19 protein-coding genes are annotated in these 23,746 nt (G+C 67.4%); 1 reads left to right on the top strand and 18 read right to left on the bottom strand.

Going from position 1 to position 23,746, the window contains the following annotated elements:
• Window positions 1–2 precede the first annotated feature (2 nt).
• The 10 genes from WDM94_02280 to WDM94_02235 all read right to left on the bottom strand — a co-directional run bounded on the left by WDM94_02280 (window position 3) and on the right by WDM94_02235 (window position 11,390).
• A complete protein-coding gene (locus WDM94_02280) occupies window positions 3–728 on the bottom strand; it encodes a nucleotidyltransferase family protein (GenBank protein MEJ0011454.1) in 726 nt (241 codons plus the stop codon).
• A 12-nt stretch (window positions 729–740) separates the two neighbouring features.
• The gene (gene tsaE, locus WDM94_02275) at window positions 741–2,213 is read right to left on the bottom strand and encodes a tRNA (adenosine(37)-N6)-threonylcarbamoyltransferase complex ATPase subunit type 1 TsaE (protein ID MEJ0011453.1); all 1,473 of its coding nucleotides are present in this window, start codon (window positions 2,211–2,213) and stop codon (window positions 741–743) included.
• Window positions 2,210–4,669: a PAS-domain containing protein gene (locus WDM94_02270; protein MEJ0011452.1), complete on the bottom strand. Its 2,460-nt coding sequence runs from the start codon at window positions 4,667–4,669 to the stop codon at window positions 2,210–2,212. The genes tsaE and WDM94_02270 overlap by 4 nt, the downstream gene beginning before the upstream one ends.
• A 210-nt stretch (window positions 4,670–4,879) precedes the next feature.
• The gene (ahcY, locus tag WDM94_02265) at window positions 4,880–6,283 is read right to left on the bottom strand and encodes an adenosylhomocysteinase (protein ID MEJ0011451.1); all 1,404 of its coding nucleotides are present in this window, start codon (window positions 6,281–6,283) and stop codon (window positions 4,880–4,882) included.
• A 97-nt stretch (window positions 6,284–6,380) separates the two neighbouring features.
• Entirely contained in the window at window positions 6,381–7,613 is a 1,233-nt protein-coding gene (locus tag WDM94_02260; protein MEJ0011450.1) for an NAD(P)/FAD-dependent oxidoreductase, read from the bottom strand.
• Entirely contained in the window at window positions 7,610–7,900 is a 291-nt protein-coding gene (locus tag WDM94_02255) for an HPr family phosphocarrier protein (protein MEJ0011449.1), read from the bottom strand. Before WDM94_02255 ends, WDM94_02260 begins: the two co-directional genes overlap by 4 nt.
• A 5-nt stretch (window positions 7,901–7,905) precedes the next feature.
• The gene (locus tag WDM94_02250; GenBank protein ID MEJ0011448.1) at window positions 7,906–8,307 is read right to left on the bottom strand and encodes a PTS sugar transporter subunit IIA; all 402 of its coding nucleotides are present in this window, start codon (window positions 8,305–8,307) and stop codon (window positions 7,906–7,908) included.
• Window positions 8,308–8,430: 123 nt separating this feature from the next.
• Window positions 8,431–8,871 carry a serine/threonine protein kinase gene (locus tag WDM94_02245; GenBank protein ID MEJ0011447.1) on the bottom strand — a complete coding sequence of 147 codons (441 nt, stop codon included), beginning with the start codon at window positions 8,869–8,871 and terminating at the stop codon, window positions 8,431–8,433.
• Window positions 8,868–10,655 (bottom strand): sensor histidine kinase, encoded by a 1,788-nt coding sequence (locus tag WDM94_02240; GenBank protein ID MEJ0011446.1) that lies wholly within the window; start codon window positions 10,653–10,655, stop codon window positions 8,868–8,870. The genes WDM94_02245 and WDM94_02240 overlap by 4 nt, the downstream gene beginning before the upstream one ends.
• Window positions 10,656–10,682: 27 nt before the next feature.
• Window positions 10,683–11,390 (bottom strand): response regulator transcription factor, encoded by a 708-nt coding sequence (locus WDM94_02235; protein ID MEJ0011445.1) that lies wholly within the window; start codon window positions 11,388–11,390, stop codon window positions 10,683–10,685.
• 456 nt (window positions 11,391–11,846) lie between these two features.
• Between WDM94_02235 and WDM94_02230 the strand changes: the two genes are divergently transcribed.
• Entirely contained in the window at window positions 11,847–13,427 is a 1,581-nt protein-coding gene (locus WDM94_02230) for a phosphoenolpyruvate carboxykinase (protein MEJ0011444.1), read from the top strand.
• Between the two features lie 263 nt (window positions 13,428–13,690).
• On the opposite strand, the gene pnp is transcribed toward WDM94_02230, so the two are convergent.
• The 8 genes from pnp to rimP form a co-directional block, all read right to left on the bottom strand.
• Window positions 13,691–15,835 carry a polyribonucleotide nucleotidyltransferase gene (gene pnp / locus WDM94_02225; protein ID MEJ0011443.1) on the bottom strand — a complete coding sequence of 715 codons (2,145 nt, stop codon included), beginning with the start codon at window positions 15,833–15,835 and terminating at the stop codon, window positions 13,691–13,693.
• Window positions 15,836–16,036: 201 nt separating this feature from the next.
• Window positions 16,037–16,306, bottom strand: a complete 270-nt coding sequence (gene rpsO / locus WDM94_02220; GenBank protein MEJ0011442.1) for a 30S ribosomal protein S15 — start codon at window positions 16,304–16,306, stop codon at window positions 16,037–16,039.
• A 189-nt stretch (window positions 16,307–16,495) separates the two neighbouring features.
• Window positions 16,496–17,413, bottom strand: a complete 918-nt coding sequence (truB, locus tag WDM94_02215) for a tRNA pseudouridine(55) synthase TruB (protein MEJ0011441.1) — start codon at window positions 17,411–17,413, stop codon at window positions 16,496–16,498.
• Complete coding sequence (gene rbfA / locus WDM94_02210; GenBank protein MEJ0011440.1) at window positions 17,413–17,856, bottom strand: 30S ribosome-binding factor RbfA; 444 nt, start codon at window positions 17,854–17,856, stop codon at window positions 17,413–17,415. The genes truB and rbfA overlap by 1 nt, the downstream gene beginning before the upstream one ends.
• Before the next feature lie 101 nt (window positions 17,857–17,957).
• Window positions 17,958–20,579, bottom strand: a complete 2,622-nt coding sequence (gene infB / locus WDM94_02205; GenBank protein MEJ0011439.1) for a translation initiation factor IF-2 — start codon at window positions 20,577–20,579, stop codon at window positions 17,958–17,960.
• Between the two features lie 16 nt (window positions 20,580–20,595).
• Window positions 20,596–21,267, bottom strand: coding sequence for an RNA-binding protein (locus WDM94_02200; protein MEJ0011438.1), 672 nt, complete (start codon window positions 21,265–21,267; stop codon window positions 20,596–20,598).
• Window positions 21,268–21,283: 16 nt separating this feature from the next.
• On the bottom strand, window positions 21,284–22,888 hold the full coding sequence (gene nusA, locus WDM94_02195; GenBank protein MEJ0011437.1) for a transcription termination factor NusA: 1,605 nt from the start codon (window positions 22,886–22,888) through the stop codon (window positions 21,284–21,286).
• Window positions 22,889–22,914: 26 nt separating this feature from the next.
• Complete coding sequence (rimP, locus tag WDM94_02190) at window positions 22,915–23,499, bottom strand: ribosome maturation factor RimP (protein MEJ0011436.1); 585 nt, start codon at window positions 23,497–23,499, stop codon at window positions 22,915–22,917.
• Window positions 23,500–23,746: the final 247 nt, after the last annotated feature.

Below are 23,746 nucleotides of genomic sequence, written 5' to 3'. Positions count from 1 at the left end.
CCTCAGGCAGCGCTGTCGGCGATAGTCAGTTCCGCCTCGCCGACCGCTTCCGGCGTGCCGACGTGCAACCACAGCCCGTCGAGCCGCACGCCGAACAGGCGGCCGGCCTCCATCGCCTCGTCGAAATGCCGGTTCAACGAAAACGCGCCGGGCGGGCTCGCCGCGAACAGGCGCGGATGCAGGATGGCGGCGCCGGCGTAGACGAAGGGCGCCACCTCGCGCTCGGCGCGGCGGATCAACCTGCCGGCCGGGTCCATGCGGAAGTCGCCGCGGCCGGTGTAGCCGACGGCGCGCACCGTCGCGGCGACGAGCAGCAGCGCATCCATCTGGTCGTCGCGCCAGGCCGAGGCCAGCCAATCGAGATTGGGCCGCGCGCCCTCGATCCAGAACGAATCCGAATTGAGCAGATAGAACGGCGCCGGGCCGAGACGCGGCAGCGCCTTGACGATGCCACCGCCGGTGTCGAGCAGCCCGCCGCGTTCATCTGAAATCGCGATCGCCGGACGACGACGGCGCGCGACGTGCGCCTCGACCTGATCGGCAAGGTAGTGGACGTTGATCACCGTCTCCTCGACGCCGGCGCGCTCGAGCCGGTCGAGACCGTAGTCGATCAGCGCGCAGCCGTTGACCTCGATCAGCGGTTTCGGCGTCGTCACGGTCAGCGGGCGCATGCGCTTACCGAGACCGGCGGCAAGGATCATCGCGCGCTTCGGTCTGACAGCGGTCATCGGGTCGCCCGGCTATTCGAGGGAGAGGTGCTTCTCATACCAGAGGGCGAACGGGGAAAGAACGGGTGCGGCAAGCGAGCGGGCGAGATATGCACGGAGGCGTGGCAAGTGCCTGATGTATCTACCATTTCCAATTCCGGCCAGGCGCGCAAAAGCGCCCAAAATTTTGGCAACGCGGAGCGCGCCGGCGATCGCGTAGGCGGAGCGGAAAGAATCGGCATCGAAGCCGGGGCCACGCGCGGCGATGTAGTGGGCAACGAGCGCATCTTCCACCTCAGGCGGCACCGTGACACGGGCATCCTGACAGAGGGAGGCAACATCGTAGGCGGCCGGGCCGAAAAACATGTCCTGGAAATCGATGAAGCCCATGCGGCGGATTCCGGCGCGCCCGGGCAGCCAGAAAAGATTGGGCGACTGCACGTCGAACAGCACCCAACTCTGCTCGGACTGCTGAAGTTTCGCGTCGAGGTCGCGCCACAGCGCCACCAGCTCGGCGCGCGCTTCCGGCGGCAGCGGCGCGCGGCTGATATATGGCGCGTAGAAGTCGGCGAAGATGCCGACCTCGGCCATCAGCACATCGCCGGTGAAGCGCGGCAGGTTGTGGCCGGGCAGTCCGGCGGGGCGCGGCTCGGCGTGGATGGCGGCCAGCGCCTCCAGCGCGACTTCGTAGCGGGCGACGATTGGCACATCGTCGGCGACGACGCCCTCGTTGCCGAAATCTTCCATCAGCACGAAGCCATCGCCGGTGTCGTAGATCGCCGGCACCGACAATCCCGCCGCCGCGAGGGCCGAGTCGACGGCGACGAATGTCGCGGCGCCCTGCGCGCGGAATGCGGCGCGCGGATCGCCGGCGGTCAACTGGCCGCGCGCCGGCCAGTCCATCAGCACCGCGCTTTTGCCGCCGGCGCGGATGCGTTCGTAGGTGCGCGTCGAGGCGTCGCCCTGCAGATGACGGCGCGATGCGCCGCGCCAGTCGTCGGCATCGAGCAGCGCGCGGGCGGTGCGGCTGCGGGCGAAACGCGACCGGACGGTGCCGTTGCCGCTGACTGTAGCGCGCCGTCCGCTGCCGGCCAGCGCCAGCGCCACGTCCAGGCGCTCGGCGGGCAGCTGGTCCCCTGCCCGCTCCGGCCACTCGATCAGTACCGCGCCGTGGTTGGGCGCGTCCGCAAATCCGATCTCGTCCAGTTCGTCCGGCGAGAGGCGGTAGAGGTCGAAGTGCGCCACGCTCAGCCGCGGCGTGGCGTAGGTCTGCACCAGCGTGAATGTCGGGCTCGGCACCTCGAGCTTCGCGTCGTCGGCGACGGCGCGGATCAGCGCGCGTGCCAGCGTCGTCTTGCCGGCGCCGAGGTCGCCGGACAGCGCGACGACGTCACCGGGCATCAGCCGCGCGGCGATATCCTCGGCGAGCGCGACGGTGGCGGCTTCGTCGGGTAGGTCGATAATCAGCGGGGAAGCAGAGGTTTCCGGCACGCCGCCAGAGGTCACGCGGCGACGGTCTCGTCAAGCGCGACGGGCCTCACCGGCAGGCGCACCTTGGCGACGGTGCCCCTGCCCTCCTCCGACGCGATCTCCACCGTGCCGCCGTGGAGCGCGACGAAGCTTTTCACGATCGACAGGCCGAGGCCGACGCCGCCGCGCGCCTGACCGCGCGTCAGGCTGGCGAAGCGGTCGAAGACCGAGTCGATGAACGCCGCCGGGATGCCGGCGCCCTCGTCGCTGACGGTGAACTCGATGACGCCGCCGACGCGATCCGCGGTGAGGATGACGTGGCCGCCTTCGGTCGAGAACGACACGGCGTTGGCGAGGAGGTTGAACAATATCTGGCGGACGCGCTTGGCGTCGGCGACGAGGCCGCCGACATCGGGCGCGATACGCGTCTCGAGCTTGATGCGGTTCTCGTCGAGGCGCTGCTGCACGTCGTCGATGGCGGCGACCACGGTCGACGCCACGTCCACCTCGGCGAGATCGAGGCCCATGATGCCGGCGTCGATGGTGGTGAGGTCGAGGATGTCGTTGACGATGGCGAGCAGCGAGGACGACGACGACATGATGTAGCCGGTGTATTCGCGCTGCTTGTTGTTGAGCGGGCCGACGCGCACGTCGGACAGAAGCTGGGCGAAGCCGATGATGTTGGTGAGCGGCGAGCGCAGCTCGTACGAGACGTGATGGATGAACGCGTTCTTGAGGCTGTCCGACGCCTCCAGCGCCTCGTTGCGCTCGACCAGCGCGCGCTCGACCTGCACCGAGTCGGTGACGTCGAGGAACGTCACCATCGTCTGGCCATCGGGCAGCGGCACGGTGGCGTAGTCGATGACGCGGCCGTCGGGCCGCTCCATGCGGCCGGAGATCGAGGCGCGCGTCTCGTCGAGGCCGGCGACGCAGGCGGTGAAGCGGCGCCACATCGCCTCGTCGTCGCCCGGCTTGCGCACGGCGGAGACGATGTCGGTGACGTGCGGGCGCGCGGCGAGGAAGCCGGCGTCGAGGCGCCACACGGCCTCGAAGGCCGGGTTATGCAGGCGCAGCCGGCCGTCGGAGCCGAACACGCCGACGCCCTCGGCGAGGTGATCGAGCGTCTCGCCCTGCACCGACACAAGCGCGTTGTAGCGGCTTTCGAGATCGAGCCGCTCGGTCACATTCTCGTAGACCCAGGTGGCGCCGCCCTGCGGGTGCGGGCTGGCGATGACGCGGAGCGTCTGCCCGTCAGGCATGTGCCACCACTGCTCGCGCGCCTCGGTCGAACGGTAAGCCGCGAAAAGGTCGGCGCGCCACGAACGGAAGTCGGCCTGCTCGGGCAGCTTCCGCGCAGCGCGCAGGCGATCGAGGATCGCGGATTCGTCGGGCGCGGATTCGAGGAAGCCGGGGTCGAGCTCGAACAGCGCGCGATAGGCGGCGTTATATGACTTCAGCCGGCGATCCGGACCGAAGACGGCGACCGCGGTCTGCAGCCGGTCGAGCGTGCGCGCGTTGAAGTCGATCTCGCGGCGGAGCGCTGCCTGCGCGGCTTCGACTTCGGTGACATCGACGGCGATGCCGGCGCTACCGCCCTGCGAGACGATGTCGGCGACGTCGAAGATGCGGCGCGCGCCGGCGACGATCGCCGACAGGCGCTTGGTGAACACCGGACCGTCGGCGTGCGCGGCGACGATGGCGGCGCGGCTGTTGGTGTCGAGCAGCTCGAGATTGTGGGCGACGGCCTCGTCGTTGTCCTTCGCTTCGACCGCGGCGGCGTAGGCGGCGTTGGTCCAGATCAGCGCGCCCTTGGTGTCGCGCAGCCAGATCGGCATCGGCGCGGACGCCAGCATCGCGCGCATGGTTTCCATCTCGGCGGCGAGCAGGTCGTGGCGCGCCTCGATTTCGGCGCGGGCGAGGCGCTCGCCGGTCAAGTCGCGGAAGCGGGCGACCGCCGAGCCGCCGACGGTGCGGCCGCGAACCTCGATCAGGCGGTTGCCGCGCGTCGTCACAACCTGCTGGAAATGCTCGCCTTTTTCCCGCAGGAGGACGAGAAGCTGCATCAGCCGCAGGGTCGATTCGGGCTGCAGCCACTCCTCGAAATTCAGGAATTCGTTGCGGTCGAGCGGCGCGCCGGCGCTGCGCGGCAGCGAGCCTGCGACCAGCGGCGGATCGCCGGGCGCGCCCCACGCGACGAGGCGCTGGTCCTCCTCGTTGACGAGCGCCTCGGCGCGATCGGCGAAAGACTTGAGATCGCCGACCTCGAGGCGCAGGCGCGTGTTCTCCGCCTCGGAGCGTCCGCGCGCGCGGACCAGCTGCACCGTCGAGATGATGACGAAGACGAAGGCGCCGACCAGCGCCGACATGAGCACGACCTGGCCGACGTCGAGCAGCGGCGCAGCCGCCGCGGCGAGGGAAACTTCGGCTTCGGCGAAAGACGGTGCCGCTACGGCGGCGAGCAGGACGGCGTGTCCGACCCGACGAATCGCCATCGCGTTCCCGTCATGCTTCCGCATGAGATAGGACCCCTCCGCCGTGTCCCTATACTCATGGGTGGCTTCGACTCGCGAACCCCCGAGCGGCAGCCGCGCCCCGCCCGCGAATCACCACCATGTATAGCCTCTCGGCGAATCCCCATGAAGCGGGCGGAGGCATAAAAGTGGCGGCGTGTGGCGCGGCTACATCGCCGGCTTCATGCCGGCTCAGTAGCGGTAGGTCTCCGGCTTGTAGGGACCGGCCGCGCCGACCCCAATATATTGCGCCTGCTTATCGTTGAGCTCGGTGAGATGCGCGCCGATCTTGGCGAGGTGCAGCCGCGCGACTTTCTCGTCCAGCGCCTTCGGCAGCGTGTAGACCTCGCGCTTGTACTGGCCGGGCCTGGTGAACAGTTCGATCTGCGCCAGCGTCTGGTTGGTGAAGCTCGCCGACATGACGAAGCTCGGATGCCCCATGGCGTTGCCGAGATTCACGAGACGGCCCTCGGACAAGAGAATGATGCGCTTGCCGTCGGGGAACTCGACCTCATCGACCTGCGGCTTGACGTTGTGCCACTTCTGGTTCCGCAGCGCGCCGACCTGAATCTCGGAGTCGAAGTGGCCGATGTTGCAGACGATGGCGCGGTGCTTCATTTTCCGCATGTGCTCGATGGTGATGACGTCGACGTTGCCGGTGGCGGTGACGAAGATGTCGGCGCGCGGCGCGGCGTCGTCCATGGTCACGACCTCGTAGCCTTCCATCGCCGCCTGCAACGCGCAGATCGGGTCGATCTCGGAGACCAGCACGCGGGCGCCGGCCTGGCGCAGCGAGGCGGCCGAGCCCTTGCCGACGTCGCCGAAGCCGGCGACCATCGCGACCTTGCCCGACATCATCACGTCGGTGCCGCGGCGGATGCCATCGACCAGCGACTCGCGGCAGCCGTAGAGGTTGTCGAACTTCGACTTGGTCACCGAGTCGTTGACGTTGATCGCCGGGAACAGCAGCGTGCCCTTCTTCTGCATCTCGTAGAGGCGATGCACGCCGGTGGTCGTCTCCTCGGTGACGCCCTTGATGTTCTTCGCGATCGCCGAATAGAAACCGGGCTTCGATTTCAGCCGCTGCTTGATCGCGGCGAACAGCACTTCCTCTTCCTCGTTGCCGGGCTTGTCGAGGAACGCGACGTCGCCCTCCTCAGCGCGCTTGCCGAGATGGACGAGGATGGTCGCGTCGCCGCCGTCGTCGAGGATCATGTTGGGCGTGCCGCCGTCGGCCCACTCGAAAATCTTGTGCGTGTATTCCCAGTAGTCCTCGAGACTCTCGCCCTTGATCGCGAACACCGGTGTGCCGCTCGCGGCGATGGCGGCGGCGGCGTGGTCCTGCGTCGAGTAGATGTTGCACGAGGCCCAGCGCACGTCGGCGCCGAGCGCCTTCAGCGTCTCGATGAGCACCGCGGTCTGGATGGTCATGTGCAGCGAGCCGGCGACGCGGGCGCCCTTCAGCGGCTGCTTCGGCCCGAACTCCTCGCGCGTCGCCATCAGGCCGGGCATCTCGGTCTCGGCGAGCGAGATTTCCTTACGGCCCCAATCGGCCAGCCCGATGTCTTTGACGACGTAATCGGCGGACGCGGGCATGGCGGTACTCCTGGTCAGATGGGTTGCTGGCGGGGCTTATAGCTTCGCCCGCGGCCCGTGGCAATAAGGACATAAAGATTTGTTTATGTGACGCCGGCTAGCCAGGTTTTCTGCGGTTTTGCGCTATGGCGTTGGCCGCCGCGACGCCCGTCAGATAGGCGCCGTGGGCGGTCGAATAGTCGGCCCTGGAGCATGCTTCGCCGGCGAAATAAATGCGGTCCTCTACCGTCGCGGCGAGTCTGGCGCGGTCGTCGGCGTGGCCCGGCTTCGCATACGAATACGAGCCGCGCGCGAAGGGATCGGTGAGCCAGAAGTGCGAGGCGAGCGGCGCCAGGCGCTTCGCAAAATCACTGCCGTAGAGCGCGACAAGTTCGGCGACCGCGAAATCGACGAACGCGCCCTCTCCGTCCCGCTCCAGTTCCGCGGCAAGCGTGCCGCCGAAGTACGCCTCGATCTCGCCGCGGCCGAACGGGCGGAAGTGATACGCGGCGGTGGCGGTGCGATCCATTTTTCCGAAGGCGCGACTCTCCTCATGGAATTCTTCCGCGCCTTCCAGCGACAGGTAGAGTTTATCGGCGAGGCCGAGCGGCAGGCCCATCGCCGCTTCCACCTTCTCGGGCAGCGCAGGCAGGAAAAGATCCGGCGTCTCGGCGATGACGGTGCTGGGCAGCGTTACGATCACCGCGTCCGCGTCGATGACGCCATCGTTCGTCTCGACGCGCAATTTCTTGCCGCGGCGATCGATGCGCGTGACGATGCAGTTGAGTTTCACCGGCAGACCGAAGGCATGGTCGGCAATCAACCCGCCGTAGCCGTCGGTGACGCGCCAGTTGACGCCGGTGTCGTCGTAGCGCGCGAGATCGCGCAGCGAGACGTATTCGAGCTCGGCGCCGCTGTAGTAGGTGCTCACCGCATCGAGCAGCGGGTTCCAGCGATTGCCGGGCTCGAGGTAGGTCGAGGCGGCGCGGTCGGGTTCGCTCTCCGGGAAATCTTCCAGCGATCCGCGAAAGCGGCCGATGGCCTCGCCGAACTTCGCCTGCTCGGGCGTCGGCGCGCCCTTAGGCAGTGTCGGCCGCGACCACGGCGGCGGGGTGTGATCGACGTCCCAGCCGCCGGCCTCGGCGATCTCGCGCCACGGATTGCGGTCGGCGGAATGCAGCCAGCCGCAGCCCAGATCGATAGGGAATCCCTGGCCGGAATCGACCGTCCAGGCGCGGCCGCCGACGCGGTCGCGGGCCTCGACCATCAGCGCGTCGACGCCGGCGTCATGGAGCGCGCGGGCCGCGGCGATGCCCGCGGCGCCGGCGCCGATGATGACGACTTCGGTCATTCTTCCTCGCCGAACTTGTCGGCGACGAGCGCAACCAGCGCGGCGACCGCGGCCTCGGCGTCGGCGCCTTCGGCGCTGATGCGGATGGTCGAGCCGTGTCCGGCGGAAAGCATCATCAGCCCCATGATCGACGCGCCGCCGACGCTCGACTCATCCTTGGCGACGGTGATGGCCGAGGTGAAGCGCTCGGCGCATTGCACGAACTTCGCCGAGGCGCGCGCGTGCAGGCCCTTCTTGTTGACGATCACGACTTCCTCGGAGCGGGTGGCGGAAGGCTCGCCGGCCATCGGCGCTATTTCCCGTTCAGGACCTGGCTGGCGACGTTGATGTACTTGCGGCCGGCGTCCTGCGCGTAGCCGATCGCCTCGGCGAGCGGCTTCTCGGCGCGCACCTTCGACAGCTTGATCAGCATCGGCAGATTGACGCCGGCGATGACCTCGACCTTGCCGGCCTCCATCACCGAGATCGCGAGATTGGAGGGCGTGCCGCCGAACATGTCGGTGAGCACGATGACGCCCGCGCCGGTGTTGACGTTGGCGACGGCGTCGAGAATTTCCTGGCGGCGGCGCTCGACGTCGTCGTCAGGGCCGATGGAAATCGTCTCGACCTGCGTCTGCGCGCCGACGACATGCTCCAGCGCGGCGCGGAATTCGACCGCGAGCCGCCCGTGGGTGACCAGGACAAGTCCGATCATCGACCTTCTTCCACGGCAACCCTCGGCGCTGCCCAAAACGGCCCCCCGGGGCAGCGGGCGCACATCTTGGCCAAACGTTGTTGCAATGCAAGAGCCATCTGGAATCGCAATAATTTCAAATTGTTAGGCCGGAATCCCGGCGTCCGCCCGGTCGAGCGCCGCCATCACCCGGGCGACGCCGTCGTGCGCGCCAACTGCGATAAAAATGCGAGGCACGGCGATGCCTGCCAGCATGGCGTGTGCTTGGTCGGCGTCAGGCAGACGCGGACATTCGGCGAGCGGCAGGAGATCGACGACGAGATCGATCGGCGCACTCGCGACATGCGGACGCCGCACAATGCCGACGCCGCGAATTTCCATCAGCCCGGCGATCGCATCCGGCACGTGCGCGATGACACGGCCGTGCTCGGCGCGGAGATGCGCTTGGTCGTCGGCGACCAGCACGGCGTTCGCCGACGAGATAAGCGCGAGCAGCAACGACGACTTGCCGCTGCCCGAGGCGCCGCGGATGAGGACGCCGCGCTCGCCGAGGAGCGCGACGCTGGCGTGGACGGTGTCGCTCATGCCGCCGGCAGGCGCACGGTGAAGCGCGCGCCGAGCACGACCGGCGGCTCGCCCGGCGTCGGGCTGGGGCGCGTGCGGTTCTCGGCCCAGACGCGGCCCTTGTGCGCCTCGACGATCTGCTTGGAGATCGACAGGCCGAGGCCGGAATTCTGCCCGAAGGTATCGGCGCCACCGTCGGCGCGGTCGGTATAGAAGCGCTCGAAGATGCGCTCGAACTGATCCGGCCGGATGCCGGGACCGTCATCCTCGACGACGACCTCGACGCCATCCTTGCGCGGACGCGCGACAACGCGAACGACGCCGTCCTTGCGGCAGAACGAGCGGGCGTTGTCGACGAGATTGTTGAACACCTGGCCGAGCCGGCTGTCGTGGCCGAGCACATAGTAGGCCGCGGGATCGCCGGCCGCGAACTCCAGCCGGATCTCCGGCCCGCCGGGCGGCGCTGCATCGCGGATGATCGCGGTCACCGCCGACAGCAACTGGCGGAGATCGACCGGCGCCGCATCCTGCCGCGCCAGCTCGGCGTCGAGCCGCGAGGCGTCGGAAATGTCGCTGATCAGGCGGTCGAGGCGGCGGATGTCGTGCAGGATGACGCGCGACAGGCGGGCCTTGGAGTCCTCGCTCTTGGCGAGCGGCAGCGTCTCGACGGCGCTCCTCAGCGACGTCAGCGGATTCTTGATCTCATGCGCAACGTCGGCGGCGAAACTCTCGATCGCGTCGATGCGGTTGTAGAGCGAACTGGTCATCTCGCGGAGCGCCTGGCTGAGGTGCCCGATCTCGTCGCGGCGGTTGGTGAAATCCGGAATCTCGGGGCGCGAACGGAGGCCGCGGCGGACGCGGTCGGCGGCATCGGCAAGGCGACGCAGCGGCGAGGCGATGGTGCCGGCGAGCAGGATCGACAGAAGGATCGTGACGCCGGACGCGACGACGAAGACGCGCACGATGGCGAGACGCTCGGCGTGCACGATGTCGTCGATGTCGCCGCCCTGCGTCGACAGGAGCAGCGCGCCGTGGACCGAGCGGTAGCGCTGGATCGGCACGGCGACCGAGACGATCAATTCGCCCTTGTCGTTGATGCGGACGATGCGTGTCGCCTGCCCGCTTAGGGCCGAGACGACCTCGGTGTAGCCGCGGCCGTTGGCGCCGCCGAGTTCCTCGTAGCGCGGCAGGTCGCGGCTCGACAGCCAGAGATTCAGCCGCTGCCAGACCGTCTCGAACCACGACGTCGAGTCGCCTTCCGGCGGCGACAGCGGGAAGGCGAGGATCTGGTTGCCGGCATCGAGATGCTGCGAGTCGACGACCAGCGTGCCGTCGCGATCGTAGATGCGGGCGCGCGTGCGCGTCGGCGAGATGAGGCGGCGGAGAACCGGCGCGACCTTCTCGGGGTTGATGGAAAATTCCGTGCTCTCGAAAGGCTGGTCGTTGGGCGAAATGCTTTGCCCGGTCTGCAGTTCGAGCAGCTTGTCGGGATCGACGCTGATCGTGTCGGTGTCGGCGGTAGCCGAGGCGGCGATGGCGCCGGCGATGATCTCGCCCTGGATCAGCAAACTCGAGACGCGCGCGTCGATGAGGCCGGCGCGGAACTGGTTGAGCAGCAGGATGCCCGAGACCAGCACGATCAGCGCTGCGAGATTGAGGACGACGATGCGGCGCGTCAGGCTGGTGAAGACGTGCAGCGTGATGACGCGCGAGAAGCCGGTCAGCGCGCGGCGGACGATTCCAACCTTCGGCCCGGAGGTTTCCTCCGAGCCGCCAAGCGGCCGTTCCTCGATCCCCGCGGTCATCTCAAGCGTGCGCTCTAACGCGCTCTCCTACGCTTCCTTGAAGCGATAGCCGACGCCATAGAGCGTCTCGATCATGTCGAAATCGTCGTCGACCGCCTTGAACTTCTTGCGCAGCCGCTTGATGTGGCTGTCGATGGTGCGGTCGTCGACATAGACCTGATCGTCGTAGGCGGCGTCCATCAGCGCGTTGCGGCTCTTGACCACGCCCGGGCGATGGGCAAGCGCGAACAGGATGAGGAACTCGGTGACGGTGAGCGTCACCGGCAGCGCCTTCCACGTGCAGGTGTGGCGCTCCTGGTCCATCGACAGAGCGCCGCGATCGAGCACGCGCTGGGCGAGGACCTCCTCGCTCTTCTTGTCGGCGGGATCGCGCGTCTGGAAGCGGCGGAGCACCGCCTTGACGCGCTCGACCAGCAGGCGCTGCGAGAACGGCTTCTTGATGAAATCGTCGGCGCCCATCTTGAGGCCGAACAGCTCGTCGATCTCGTCGTCCTTCGACGTCAGGAAGATCACCGGCAGGTCGGTCTTCTGGCGCAGCCGCCGGAGCAGCTCCATCCCGTCCATGCGCGGCATCTTGATGTCGAGAATGGCGAGGTCGGGCGCGGCGGCCTCGAGGCCGTCCAGCGCCGAGGCGCCGTCGGTGTAGGTCTGTACGCGGTAACCTTCCGATTCCAGCGCAATCGAGACCGAGGTCAGGATATTGCGATCGTCGTCGACCAGGGCGATCGTCGGCATCCGGGCTTCTCCAGTTCTGGCGCTAACCCCAAGGAAACCGCGGGGCAAATAAGGCAAAGGCGGGGACCACCGCGTTTGCCGTCACATTGCGCATGAATTGTGGCGGAGGGTACCGGATTACAAGCCGGAGCGCCAATTGGCGCCTGACGCGGCTTAATCGGCGAACCCACCGGCCGCCAACGTCCGACGCCCTGCGAAAATGTCGCGCCTGCGTGGCGATCCTGCATCGCAACCTCGCGGCAGCCGAAAAAGATGGACGCCCGCCAATGGCGCGGCGACACGGCGCCGCCATCGCCGCTCGCCGCGGCGGCGAAGATTGATGGACGGGCCTCATCGCATTGGACGATTTCTGGTCGCATCGCGTTCATCTATGCGCGGATTTTGGTGTTGCGCGCGCGGCGAAAGTCAGTAGGCGGAGGTGCCCTGAGCAAAGCGTCGCTTTGAAGGGGACCCGCCATGCCGCAGCAGACCGACCACGCGCTGAAAGAGCGCGCGCCGGCCGAATGGTCGCCGCCGGCGAACATGACGGCAGCGGCGCTGTTCGAGGCGGCGATCCGGCGCGGCGAGGGCGCGGTCGCCGCAGGCGGCGCACTCGCAGTCACCACCGGCGCGCACACCGGCCGCTCGCCGCGCGACAAGTACATCGTCGAGGACGACGCGACGCGCGAGCACGTCTGGTGGGAAGCGAACAACCGCATGTCGGTCGCGCAGTTCGACCTGCTCGCCGCCGATTTCATGGCGCACGCACGCCGCGTCCCCCTGTTCGAGCAGGACCTCGCCATCGGCGCCGAGCCGGAGCGGCAGGTGCGGGTGCGCGTCTCGACCGAGCTTGCCTGGCACGCTCTGTTCGCGCGCAATCTGCTGATCCGGCCGGAGGATCCCGGTGCGGTGCCGCCGGCGCTGACCATCATCGACGTGCCAAGTTTCCGCGCCGACCCCAAGCGCCACGGCGTGCGCAGCGAGACGGTCATTGCCTGCGATTTCCGCCGCGGACTGATCCTCATCGGCGGCACCAGCTACGCCGGCGAGATCAAGAAGGCGGCGTTCACCTACCTCAATTTCCGCCTGCCGGCGGAGGGCGTCATGCCGATGCACTGCTCGGCCAACGTCGGGCCGGCCGGCGACGTCGCGATCTTCTTCGGCCTCTCGGGCACGGGCAAGACGACGCTGTCGGCCGACCCGAACCGGACGCTGATCGGCGACGACGAGCACGGCTGGAGCGACGAGGGCGTCTTCAATTTCGAGGGCGGCTGCTACGCCAAGACGATTCACCTGTCGCCGGAGGCCGAGCCGCAGATCCACGCGGCGACGCGCCGCTTCGGCACGGTGCTGGAAAACGTCGTGCTGACGGCGCCCTCATCGGTGCCAGACTTCGACGATGCTTCGCTCACCGAAAACGGCCGCGCTGCGTACCAGCTCGACGTCATCGCCAACGCCAGTGTCTCGGGCCGGGCCGGGCATCCGAAAAACGTCGTGCTGCTGACGGCCGACGCCTTCGGCGTCATGCCGCCGATCGCGCGCCTGTCGCCGGCCGAGGCGATCTACCACTTCCTCTCCGGCTACACGGCGAAGGTCGCCGGCACCGAGCGCGGCGTGACCGAGCCGTCGGCGACGTTCTCGACCTGCTTCGGCGCGCCGTTCATGCCGCGCCATCCAGCGGAATACGGCCGGCTGCTCGAAACGCTGATCGAGCGGCACGGCGCCACGTGCTGGCTGGTCAACACCGGCTGGACGGGCGGGCCGTATGGCGTAGGCAAGCGCATGCCGATCGCCGCGACGCGGGCCCTGCTTTCCGCGGCGCTGGATGGGTCGCTCAACAGTGCGCGCTTCCGGCGCGAGCCGGCGTTCGGCTTCTCCATCCCCGAGGCCGTGCCAGGCGTCGATGCCCGGCTGCTGACGCCGCGCGAGACGTGGGCCGACAAGGATGCCTACGACGCGCAGGCGAAGAAGCTGGCGAAGATGTTCGCGGAGAATTTCCGGCGGTTCGAGAAGGATGTCGGGGCGGACGTGCTGGCGGCGGGGCCGCACGCCGGCTGAACAGTGCGCCTGCACAAGTTAAAGGGAGAGGGGCCCCGAACTTGGCGACCGCAGCGGGCCTAGGGAGGAAGGGTGAGGGTCATTGACCCCTCATCCTCTCGCGTCCTGGATCCTCACTCTTCAGCTCTAACTCGCTTCGCTCCTACGAGCTGAAGCCCTCTCCCTTTCAGGGAGAGGTGACGCAACAGAGAGTGGTGCTCGAATTGCCAAAACAAAAAGGCCCGGCGCGAGCCGGGCCTTTCGATATTCGTATGCCGTGAAGCCTAGGCGTTGGCCTCGGCGCGCTCGGCGCTGGCGCCGGCGATCTCCTGGCCGGTGGCCTGGTCGACGACCTTCATCGACAGGCGGACCTTGCCGCGATCGTCGAAGCCCAGCAGCTTGACCCAGACCTTGTCGCCTTCCTTGACCACGTCGGTGGTCTTGGCGACGCGGCCCGGTGCGAGCTGCGAGATATGGACCAGACCGTCCTTGGCGCCGAAGAAGTTGACGAAGGCGCCGAAGTCGACGGCCTTCACCACGGTGCCCTGGTAGATCGCGCCGACCTCGGGGTCCGAGGCGATCGACTTGATCCAGTTCAGCGCGGCGGTGATCGCCTTGCCGTCGGCCGACGACACCTTGACCGTGCCGTCGTCCTCGATGTCGACCTTGGCGCCCGTCTTCTCCACGATCTCGCGGATGACCTTGCCGCCGGTGCCGATGACTTCGCGGATCTTGTCGGTCGGGATCTTGATGACCTCGATGCGCGGCGCGAACTCTCCGAGCTGCGTGCGGGCCTGCGGCAGAGCCTTGGCCATCTCGCCGAGGATGTGCAGACGGCCGCCCTTGGCCTGGTCGAGGGCGATCTTCATGATCTCCTCGGTGATGCCCTGGATCTTGATGTCCATCTGCAGCGAGGTGACGCCGACTTCCGTGCCGGCAACCTTGAAATCCATGTCGCCGAGGTGATCCTCGTCGCCGAGGATATCGGAGAGCACGGCGAATTTGCCGTCGTCTTCCTTGATCAGGCCCATCGCGATGCCCGCCACCGGCCGCTTGAGCGGCACGCCGGCGTCCATCAGCGCGAGCGAGGTGCCGCACACCGTCGCCATCGAGGACGAGCCGTTAGACTCGGTGATCTCGGAGACGACACGCAGCGTGTACGGGAACTCGTGGTGCGGCGGCAGCATCGGATGGATGGCGCGCCACGCCAGCTTGCCGTGGCCGATTTCACGGCGGCCGGGCGAACCCATGCGGCCGGTCTCGCCGACCGAGTAGGGCGGGAAGTTGTAGTGCAGCAGGAACGTTTCCTTGTAGGTGCCCTGCAGCGCGTCGATGTACTGCTCGTCGTCGCCGGTGCCCAAGGTGGCCACCGCCAGCGCCTGCGTCTCGCCGCGAGTGAAGAGCGCCGAGCCGTGCGTGCGCGGCAGGACGCCGACTTCCGCCAGGATCGGGCGCACCGTCTTGGTGTCGCGACCGTCGATGCGCGTGCCCTTGGCGATGATGTCGCCGCGCACGATCGCCTTCTCGAGCTTCTTGAACATCTCGCCGATGAGATTCGGCGGCGGCGCGTCGGTAGCGCCTTCCGGCGCGAGCGCGGCCTTCAGCTTGGCCTTGGTCGCCTCAATGGCGTTGTGACGCTCGGTCTTGCCGGTGATGGCGTAGGCGGCGCGAAGTTCAGTCTCGGCGATGCCCTTGGTCTTGGCGTAGAGGGCCGAATGGTCCGGCGTCTTGATCGGGCGCGGTTCCTTGGCGGCCTTCTCGGCGAGCTTGATGATCGCGTCGATGATCGGCTGGAAATTGCGGTGACCGAACATGACGGCGCCGAGCATGACGTCCTCGGAAAGCTCGGCGGCCTCCGATTCGACCATGAGCACAGCGTCACCGGTGCCGGCAACGACGAGATCCAGCTTGGAGTCGGCGATCGTGTCGATCAGCGGGTTCAGCACGTATTCGCCGTTGATGAAGCCGACGCGCGCGGCGCCGATCGGACCCATGAAGGGCACGCCGGACAGCGTCAGCGCGGCGGAGGAAGCGACCATCGCGACGATATCGGGATCGTTCTCGAGGTCGTGCGACAGGACGGTGGCGACGACCTGCGTCTCGTTCTTGTAGCCGGCGGCGAAAAGCGGACGGATCGGGCGGTCGATGAGGCGCGAGGTCAGCGTCTCCTTCTCGGTCGGCCGGCCTTCACGCTTGAAGTAGCCGCCCGGGATCTTGCCCGCGGCGAAGGTCTTTTCCTGGTAGTTGACGGTCAGCGGGAAGAAGTCGATCCCCGGCTTCTCTTCCTTGGCGCCGACGACAGTGGCGAGCACCGAAGTTTCGCCGTAGGTGGCGAGCACGGCGCCGTCGGCCTGACGGGCGATGCGGCCGGTCTCGAGGGTAAGCTTGCGCCCACCCCAATCAATCTCGACACGTTGGATGTCGAACATGGCATTTCCTTTCATGCGTCAACAGACGCGATCCGGGACCAGCAAACGTGGAGCCATGGGCAAGACGGCGAGAGGCTCTCGAATTTCCGAAAGCATCCGGCGATCCTGCCATGGCCCTTTTGCTGTCCCTTCGGGAATCGCGATGGCCCCATTGCCATCGCGCTAGCAACCAACAAACGCGGATACGCGAATTGTCGGCGATTAACGCCGCAAACCGAGGCGGTCGATGATCTGCTTGTAGCGGGCGTTCTCGGTCTTCTCGAGATAGTCGAGAAGGCTGCGCCGCTGCGAGACCATCTTGAGCAGGCCGCGGCGGGAATGGTTGTCCTTGACGTGGCCCTTGAAGTGTTCGGTCAGGTTGGCGATCCGCTCGGACAGGATCGCGACCTGCACCTCCGGCGAGCCGGTATCGTTGGCGCCGGTGGCGTATTCCTTGATGAGCGCCTGCTTGCGCTCGGCTGAGATCGACATCGGGTTCTCCTTCAGGTTTTGGAAAAATCCCCGTGATCGACGGCCAGGGCCGGGATGTCGTCCAGCGCGGTCGGGATCGGGGGTCAATTCGCTGCCATGGGCGGCGAAAGCGGGCGGAATATGGCGGAAAGGGGGGAGGATTGCCAGTGAAAAGCCGGAACTGTACAAACCATTGGCAACGCTTGGTTTTCAGCCCTTGAACACCCGCTTCGGGTGGAAGGCGCCCTCGGCAATCTCGCCAACCGCGATGCTCACGCCGCCGTAGGTGGCGTGGGCGGTGTCGGTCGCGACCGGCGCGTCGCGGCCGCGGATCAGCACCGACTGGCCGCGGCCGATGCGGGCGGCGTCGTTGGCGTTGACCGCGACCTCGGGCAACGCGCCCAGCGCGACGCCGACCGGCGACAGGAACGCGTCGAGGCTTTCGGCGTCGCCGGCTTCGCGCGCGTCGATCAGCTTCGTCAGCGGCACCATGGTGCGATCGTCGAAGGGGCCGACGACGAGGCGGCGGAGTTCCACGACGTGGCCGTGGCAGCCGAGCTTCCGGCCGATGTCGCGGGCCAGCGCGCGGACGTAGGTGCCCTTGCCGCACTCGGCCTCGAACACGGCGTGGTCGGCGTCGGGCATCTCGGTCAGCGTCAGGCGATGCACCGAGATAGCACGCTCGTCGAGGATGACCTCGGCGCCGCCGCGGGCGAGATCGTAGGCGCGCTCGCCGTCGACCTTGATCGCGGAGAAGGCCGGCGGGCGCTGCATGATCTCGCCGATGAATTCGGGGAGCAGCGCCTCGATCGCATCACGCGTCGGGCGCACGCCCGCGGTCGCGACGACCTTGCCCTCGGCGTCGTCCGTGTCGGTCTCCTCGCCCCACCTGACGGTGAAGCGGTAGACCTTGCGGCCATCCTGCACGAAGGGAACCGTCTTGGTCGCCTCGCCGAGCGCGATCGGCAGCGCGCCGGTGGCGAGCGGGTCGAGGGTGCCGGCGTGGCCGGCCTTGGCGGCGCCGAACAGGCGCTTCACCGAGGCGACCGCCTGGGTCGAGGTGACGCCGGCGGCCTTGTCGAGGCAGATCCAGCCGGAGACGTCGCGACCCTTGTTTCTGCGGCCCATCAGTTCTGCGGGACGTCCTTGCCGGGTACGCCGTGATCGGGATTGTCGTCGTTGGCGGCGTCGATGTCGCGCTTGACCTCGGGCGAACGCAGCATGGCGTCGATCTTGGCGCCTTCCTCGAACGAGGTATCGACGCGGAACCGCAGATCCGGCGCGCTGCGCAGGTTCACTTTGCGGGCGACCTCGCCGCGCAGGTAATTCTTGTTGCGGTCGAAGGCGGCGACGACCTCCGCCATGTTGCGGCCGCCGAGCGGCATCACATAGACGGTGGCGCACTTCAGGTCCGCCGCCATGCGGACCTCGGGCACGGTGACCACGTTGGTCTCGAAGATGGGATCGTGGACGTCGCCGCGCTGGAGAATCTCGGAAAGCGCGTGGCGGATCACTTCGCCGACACGAAGCTGGCGCTGGGACGGCGCACGGGAAGCTTTGTTCTGTTTCATGATTTCCTATAACTCGGAAAACGCGCTCCGGTTTCCTTGATCTGTCGCAAACCAGCCCTCGGAAAAACGGGTAGCTCCCGTTTTACCTACGGCTCTCTGCCTTACAGCGAGCGCGCGATCTCCTCGATGCGGTAACATTCGATGACATCGCCGACGCGCATGTCCTCGTACTTTTCAAACGCCATACCGCACTCCTGGCCGGCAGGCACTTCACGAACTTCGTCCTTGAAGCGCTTGAGCGTCGACAGCTTGCCTTCGTGGACGACGACGTTGTCGCGGATCAGGCGGACGTTGGCGCCGCGCTGCACGACACCGTCGGTGACGCGGCAGCCGGCGATCTTGCCGACCTTCGAGATATCGAAAATCTCGAGGATCGTGGCATTGCCCAGCATCGTCTCGCGCCGTTCGGGCGAAAGCATGCCCGACATCGCGGCCTTCACGTCGTCGACGAGATTGTAGATGATGTTGTACTGGCGGATCTCGATGCCGTCGCGCTCGGCGAGCGAGCGCGCCTGCGCGTTGGCGCGGACGTTGAAGGCGATGATCGCGGCGGAGGACGTCGCGGCGAGCGCCACGTCCGACTCGGTGATGCCGCCGACGCCGGCGTGAATGATGCGCGCCGTGACTTCGTTGGTGCCGAGCGCATTCAGCGCCTGGCTGATCGCTTCGACCGAGCCCTGCACGTCGCCCTTGATGACCAGCGGGAAGACCTTCTGGCCGGCGGTGGCGAGCTGGCTCATCATCTGCTCGAGCGAGCCGCGCGAGGCGTTCGTCGAGGCCAGCGACTTGTCGCGCTTCTGGCGGACGCGGTAGGCGGTGACCTCGCGGGCGCGGGCTTCCGACTCGACCACCGCGAGGCGGTCGCCGGCTTCCGGCGCCTCGGCAAAGCCCAGAACCTCGACCGGGGTCGAGGGGCCGGCTTCCTTGATCTGCTTGCCGTGATCGTCGACCAGCGCGCGGACGCGGCCGGAGGCGGCGCCGGCGACGATGATGTCGCCGACCTTGAGGGTGCCCTGCTGGACCAGCACGGTCGCGACCGCGCCGCGGCCCTTGTCGAGGCGGGCCTCGATGACGGTGCCTTCGGCCGGGCGGTGCGGGTTGGCCTTCAGCTCGAGCACTTCGCTCTGCAGGAGGACGGTCTCGAGCAGGCGCTCGAGGTTGGTGCCCTTGGTGGCGGAAACCTCGACGTCGAGGACGTCGCCGCCCATCGATTCGACGAACACCTCGTGCTGCAGAAGCTCGGTGCGGACGCGCGTCGGGTCGGCGTCGGATTTATCGACCTTGTTGATGGCGACGATGATCGGGACATTCGCCGCCTTGGCGTGATTGATCGCCTCGATGGTCTGCGGCATGACGCCGTCGTCGGCCGCCACCACGAGGATGACGATGTCGGTGACGGAAGCGCCGCGGGCGCGCATCGCCGTGAAGGCGGCGTGGCCGGGCGTGTCGATGAACGTGATCTTGTGGCCGTTCACATCGACCTGGTAAGCGCCGATGTGCTGCGTGATGCCGCCGGCCTCGCCGGAGACGACGTTGGTCTTGCGGATGGCGTCGAGCAGCGAGGTCTTGCCGTGGTCGACGTGACCCATGACGGTGACCACCGGCGGGCGCTGTTCGAGATCGTCGGCGATGTCGGTGTTCGCTTTCTGGAACAGGCCGGCCTCGACGTCGGATTCGGCGACGCGGCGGACGGTGTGGCCCATGTCCTCGGCGATGATCTGCGCCGTGTCGGGCTCGATGAAGTCGGTGGCCTGGACGATCTGTCCCTGCTTCATGAAATGCTTGACGACGTCGACGACGCGTTCCGACATGCGGTTGGCGAGTTCGGCGACGGTAATGCGCTCGGGAATGACGACCTCGCGCATGACCTTCTCGCGCGGGCCGTCCTGCTTGGCGCGCTCGCGCTCGCGGCGGCGGCGGATCGAGGCCAGCGACCGGGCGCGCTCGGTATCGTCAAGCGCGGTCGAGAGCGTGAGCTTGCCGCGCCGGCGATCGTCGACGACGCGCTTGACCGGCTTCGGCTCAGTGGTGGTCTTGGCCTTGACGCGGCCGCGGAGCGCGGAGCCGGGACGGTCGTCGTCGGTCTCCTCGACTTCCTTCAGCGTGCGCGCGGCGCCGGGGGCCGGGCGCGCTGCCGGAGCGGCGGCGGCCGTGGCGGTCGCGTTCTTGGCGGCTTCCTCGCCGAAGCGGCGGCGGGCGGCTTCCTCGGCGCGCGCCTTTACCGAATCTTCGGTCTGGTGGCGGGCGTCCTCCTCGGCCTTGCGGCGTTCGGCTTCGGCGCGCTCGCGCGTCAGGCGCTCGTTCTCGGCGGCGCGGCGGGCGGCGTTGTCGATCGCGGCGCGGCGCTCCTCGGCCTCATGGACCTTGGCGTCGGCAAGCGCGCGGGCGCGGGCGTCGATCTCGTCGGTGGAAAGCTGGCGCAGCACAAGGCCGGCGCGCGAAGGCGACAATACCGGCTCGGGGGCGGGCGCGGGCCGCGCGGCGACAGGCGCCGGCGCTACGGGCGCCTCGACAGGGCGCGGCGCGGGCGCAGGAGCGGCGGCCACGGCCTCGGGCTTCTCGCCGGGCAGCGTGATGCGGCGCTTCTTGCGCTCGACCTGCACCGTGTTGGTGCGGCCGTGGGAGAACGTCTGGCGGACGGAGTCGCGCTCGACACCGCGCGGCTTCAGGCCGAGCGTACGTTTCGGAGGCGCGAGGGTCTTGTCGCCGGTATTTTCACTCATGCGTGCTTCTTAGTTCCTATAGTCCTGCGGACAGGTCATTCACTTCGTCGAGGGCGTCGAAAGAGCGGCCAAAATTGCCGGTCGTCGGGCCTTGCTCGCCACGGTAGCGGACGAGATCCTGGACCCGTGCCAGCACGTTCGCGCCCGCCGGCCCGGCGAGCAGGGCAGCATGTATCACATTTGACAGGCCGAACGCCAAATCCAATTGGTCGCCGCCGAAAATTCGAATGGCGGGAAGGCCTTGTTCACCAAACCGGCGGCGGGCCGCCGCCTGCAATTTCGCGATTCCGTCGGCTCCGGCGTCGCTGGAATGGACCAAGCCGATGACGTCATCGGACCCGATCGCCTTCTCCACCTTGCCGAAACCGCCGATCAGGTTGCCGGCCTTGCGGGCCATGGCCAGAGCGCCGGTAGCGGCGGCGAGGAGAAGATCGTCGAGACGGGCGGCGAGATCGGGATCGACCTTCACCTTGCCGTCGAGCGCCTTCTCCAGATGGTGCTTCTTGACCGCCATCGCAACCATGTCGCGGGTGGCGGTCACCCAGACGCCGCGGCCGGGCAATTTGCGCTTCAGGTCGGGCACCACCGTGCCGTCGGGCGCCGCAACGAAACGGATCAGCTCGGACACAGGCTTGGCTTCCCGTGTCACGACGCAGGTCCGCTCGGTCGGTTCGCTGACGCGCGGCAAGGTGTGGCGCCCTCCCCTACATCGCGGGGGCCGCTTCCGCCGCGGCTTCTTCGGCCGCCGGCGGGTTGAGGTCGGCTTCGGTGATCCAGCCGGCCTTGACGCGGGCCTGCATGATCATCGACTCGGCATCGGCGCGGCTAAGCTGGAAGGAATCCAGCGCACCGCCGTGGCGGGTCTGGTCGCCGTCCTTGCGCTCCGTCCAGCCGGTTAATTCATCCGGCACGGCGCCGGCAAAATCTTCCACCGTCTTGATGCCGGCCTTGCCGAGCGCGACCAGCATGGACGTGGTCAGGCCGGGCACTTCCTTGAGGGCATCCTCGACGCCGAGGTTCTTGCGCTCGATGTCGTGCTCGCCCTCGATCTTCTCGATGTACTCGCGGGCGCGCGTCTGCAACTCGTTAGCGGTCTCCTCGTCGAAGCCTTCGATGCCGGCGAGGTCGTCGATATCGACGAACGCGATTTCCTCGACCGAGGCGAAGCCTTCCGAAGCCAGCAACTGCGCCACGACTTCATCGACATCCAGCGCGGCGACGAAGAGCTGCGTGCGCTCCAGGAACTCCTTCTGGCGGCGCTCCGACTCTTCCTGCTCGGTCAGGATATCGATGTCCCAGCCGGTCAACTGCGAGGCGAGGCGCACGTTCTGGCCGCGGCGGCCGATGGCGAGCGACAACTGCTCGTCGGGCACCACGACCTCGATGCGCTCGGCTTCTTCGTCGAGCACGACCTTGGCGACTTCCGCCGGCTGCAGCGAGTTCACGATGAACGTCGCGGCGTCCTGCGACCACGGGATGATGTCGATCTTCTCGCCCTGCAACTCGTTCACCACGGCCTGGACTCTGCTGCCGCGCATGCCGACGCAGGCGCCGACCGGATCGATGGAGGAGTCGCGCGAGATGACGGCGATCTTGGCGCGGGAGCCCGGATCGCGGGCGACCGACTTGACCTCGATGATGCCGTCGTAGATCTCCGGCACTTCCTGCGCGAACAGCTTCGACATGAACTGCGGATGCGTGCGCGACAGGAAAATCTGCGGGCCGCGCTGCTCGCGGCGGACGTCGTAGATGTAGGCGCGGATGCGGTCGCCGTAGCGGAACGTCTCGCGCGGGATCAGCTCGTCGCGGCGCACGATGCCCTCACCGCGGCCCAGATCGACGATGACGTTACCGTATTCGACGCGCTTGACCTGGCCGTTGACGATCTCGCCGATGCGGTCCTTGAATTCCTCGTACTGGCGGTCGCGCTCGGCGTCGCGCACCTTCTGCACGATCACCTGCTTGGCGGACTGGGCAGCGATGCGGCCGAAATCCATCGGCGGCAGCGGCTCGGCGATGAAGTCACCGACCTGCGCGGCCGGGTTCTTGGCGCGGGCGTCCTCGATGAGGATATCGGTGGCCGGGTTCTCGATCTTGTCGGCGACCTTGAGCAGCCGCTGCAGCTTGATCTCGCCGGTCTTCGGGTTGATCTCGGCGCGGATGTCGGTCTCGGAGCCGTAGCGCGAGCGGGCCGCCTTCTGGATGGCGTCCTCCATCGCGGCGACGACGATCATGCGGTCGATCGCCTTTTCGCGGGCGACCGCATCGGCGATCTGCAGAAGCTCCAGCCGGTTTGCACTGACAGCCATTGTCCGTCTCCAAAAATGCCGGGCGCTTACGCCTCGGCGTGATCCTGTTTCGTGTCCCGGCTTTTGCGCTTTTCGTTGCGCAGAGTCTCGCGGACGAGGGCGTCGGTCATGGTGAGCTTGGCCTCGCCGATATCGGTCAGCGGCAGCGTCACTATCTCGGGACCCTCAATTTTCGATTTCTTTTCCAGTTCAATTCGCAAATCTTTGCCATCGACGCCGGCCAGCTTGCCCTTGAACCGCTTGCGGCCATCCATCGGGACGGCCAGCTCTATCTTGGCCTCGTGGCCCTTCCACTTCTCGAAATCCGAGCGCCGAACCAGCGGGCGGTCGATGCCCGGCGACGACACCTCGAGGTTATAGGCCTCGCTCATCGGGTCCTCGACATCCAAGGCCGGCGACACGTCGCGCGACAGCGTCTCGCAGTCGCCGACCGTCATCGTGCCATCGGCACGCTCGGCCATGATCTGCAAGGTCGTGCCGTTCGCCGCCGAAATCTTCACGCGCACCAGCCGGAAGCCGAGGCTCAAAGCCACCGGCTCGACAATGCGCGCGACGCGGGCCTCGAGGCCCGTTTCGGTGACAATCCGCGGTTCGTCCAGGTCGTCCGACACGTCCGGTCCTAGTCCGACCTAACGCCGAAAGGAGCGGGCCCGGGCGGACCCACTCTCCAACGATCAGATCGTTTGAGGGTGACGGCGGGGATATAGGCTTGTTGCGGACGGAATGCAACTTAGACCGAAGGTGAGCGGCAGCGTACCTCCCTCACCCCACGCTTCGCTCACGTGGCCCTCTCCCACAAGAGGAGAGGGAATACGCCGCGCCGTCAATTGCTCCCCTCTCCCTTGTGGGAGAGGGCTT

This window comes from Bauldia sp. (genome assembly GCA_037200845.1).
GTDB lineage: Bacteria > Pseudomonadota > Alphaproteobacteria > Rhizobiales > Kaistiaceae > DASZQY01.
The sequence above is the reverse complement of the archived record's forward strand: the minus strand, read 5'-3'. Positions and strand labels throughout refer to the sequence as shown.

Excerpts from the sequence above, each read along its gene's own strand:
- WDM94_02250 (MEJ0011448.1), bottom strand. The coding sequence starts at position 8,307 with ATGATCGGACTTGTCCTGGTCACCCACGGGCGGCTCGCGGTCGAATTC.
- nusA (MEJ0011437.1), bottom strand. The coding sequence starts at position 22,888 with ATGGCTGTCAGTGCAAACCGGCTGGAGCTTCTGCAGATCGCCGATGCG.
- rbfA (MEJ0011440.1), bottom strand. The coding sequence starts at position 17,856 with ATGAAACAGAACAAAGCTTCCCGTGCGCCGTCCCAGCGCCAGCTTCGT.
- WDM94_02240 (MEJ0011446.1), bottom strand. The coding sequence starts at position 10,655 with ATGACCGCGGGGATCGAGGAACGGCCGCTTGGCGGCTCGGAGGAAACC.
- infB (MEJ0011439.1), bottom strand. The coding sequence starts at position 20,579 with ATGAGTGAAAATACCGGCGACAAGACCCTCGCGCCTCCGAAACGTACG.
- WDM94_02255 (MEJ0011449.1), bottom strand. The coding sequence starts at position 7,900 with ATGGCCGGCGAGCCTTCCGCCACCCGCTCCGAGGAAGTCGTGATCGTC.
- WDM94_02270 (MEJ0011452.1), bottom strand. The coding sequence starts at position 4,669 with ATGGCGATTCGTCGGGTCGGACACGCCGTCCTGCTCGCCGCCGTAGCG.
- ahcY (MEJ0011451.1), bottom strand. The coding sequence starts at position 6,283 with ATGCCCGCGTCCGCCGATTACGTCGTCAAAGACATCGGGCTGGCCGAT.
- rpsO (MEJ0011442.1), bottom strand. The coding sequence starts at position 16,306 with ATGTCGATCTCAGCCGAGCGCAAGCAGGCGCTCATCAAGGAATACGCC.
- WDM94_02260 (MEJ0011450.1), bottom strand. The coding sequence starts at position 7,613 with ATGACCGAAGTCGTCATCATCGGCGCCGGCGCCGCGGGCATCGCCGCG.
- truB (MEJ0011441.1), bottom strand. The coding sequence starts at position 17,413 with ATGGGCCGCAGAAACAAGGGTCGCGACGTCTCCGGCTGGATCTGCCTC.
- WDM94_02230 (MEJ0011444.1), top strand. The coding sequence starts at position 11,847 with ATGCCGCAGCAGACCGACCACGCGCTGAAAGAGCGCGCGCCGGCCGAA.
- pnp (MEJ0011443.1), bottom strand. The coding sequence starts at position 15,835 with ATGTTCGACATCCAACGTGTCGAGATTGATTGGGGTGGGCGCAAGCTT.
- WDM94_02280 (MEJ0011454.1), bottom strand. The coding sequence starts at position 728 with ATGACCGCTGTCAGACCGAAGCGCGCGATGATCCTTGCCGCCGGTCTC.
- WDM94_02245 (MEJ0011447.1), bottom strand. The coding sequence starts at position 8,871 with ATGAGCGACACCGTCCACGCCAGCGTCGCGCTCCTCGGCGAGCGCGGC.
- WDM94_02235 (MEJ0011445.1), bottom strand. The coding sequence starts at position 11,390 with ATGCCGACGATCGCCCTGGTCGACGACGATCGCAATATCCTGACCTCG.